Consider the following 891-nt stretch of genomic DNA (forward strand, 5'->3'; position numbering starts at 1 on the left):
GAACGCGCTGGTGGAGTTGTGGCGGGAGCGCGGGCATCGGGTGCGTCCGTTGCGGGTGTCGCATGCGTTCCACTCGCCGGCGATGGACCCGGTGCTGGCGGAGCTCGAAGCGGTCGCCGATGGGATGAGGTTCAGTCGTCCGGAGGTGATGTGGGCGGGTGCTCTGACGGGTGAGTTGGTGTCGGAGCCGGAGGCTGGTTACTGGCCTGGGCAGGTGCGGCAGGCGGTGCGTTTCGCCGACGCCGTCGCGTCTCTTGCCAGGGAGGGGGTGTCGGTCTTCCTGGAGGTCGGTCCGGACGGTTCGTTGTCTTCTCTCGGTCCGGATGCGGTGGCCGTCGTGGAGGGTGTGGAGCCGGCGTTCGTGCCGCTCCAGCGTCGTACCGATGAGGGCGTGATCGGACTCGCAACGGGCCTGGCTCGGGCGTTCGTCGAGGGTGCTCCGGTGGACTGGAAGCGGGTGCTTCCGCAGGGCGAGGCGGTGGAGCTGCCGACGTATGCCTTCCGCCACCAGCGGTTCTGGCCCGAGGGCGTGCTGCCGCTCATGCCATCGGTCGCCGCCGCCGGTGGTGGTGAGAGTGCGACCACCGCCGCGGAGGCGGAGTTCTGGGCGGCCGTGGAGGAGGGCGACCTGGCGCAGGTCGCCGACACCCTGGCGGTCGAGGACGAGGAGCACCTTCGTTCGCTTCTGCCGGCCCTGGCGTCGTGGCGGCGCCGCGAGCTGGACCGGTCGGCCACCGCCGACTGGCGCTACCGGACCGTCTGGTCGCCCGTCACCGAACCCGACCCCCGGGTCCTGGCCGGCACTTGGGCGCTGCTCGCGCCGGCCGGAGCGGCGGAGACGCTGCGGCAGCAGTGCGCGGACGCGCTGACCGCCCGCGGTGCGAAGGTCGC

At 72.3% G+C, this 891-nt stretch carries 1 protein-coding gene; it reads left to right on the forward strand.

The window, feature by feature from the left end:
- The coding region (locus WA788_RS35400) for an acyltransferase domain-containing protein (protein ID WP_335984589.1) at positions 1–891 on the forward strand (891 nt) is incomplete at both ends.

Origin of the sequence: Streptomyces sp. CA2R106, from assembly GCF_037034245.1 — a bacterium.
Lineage (GTDB): Bacteria > Actinomycetota > Actinomycetes > Streptomycetales > Streptomycetaceae > Actinacidiphila.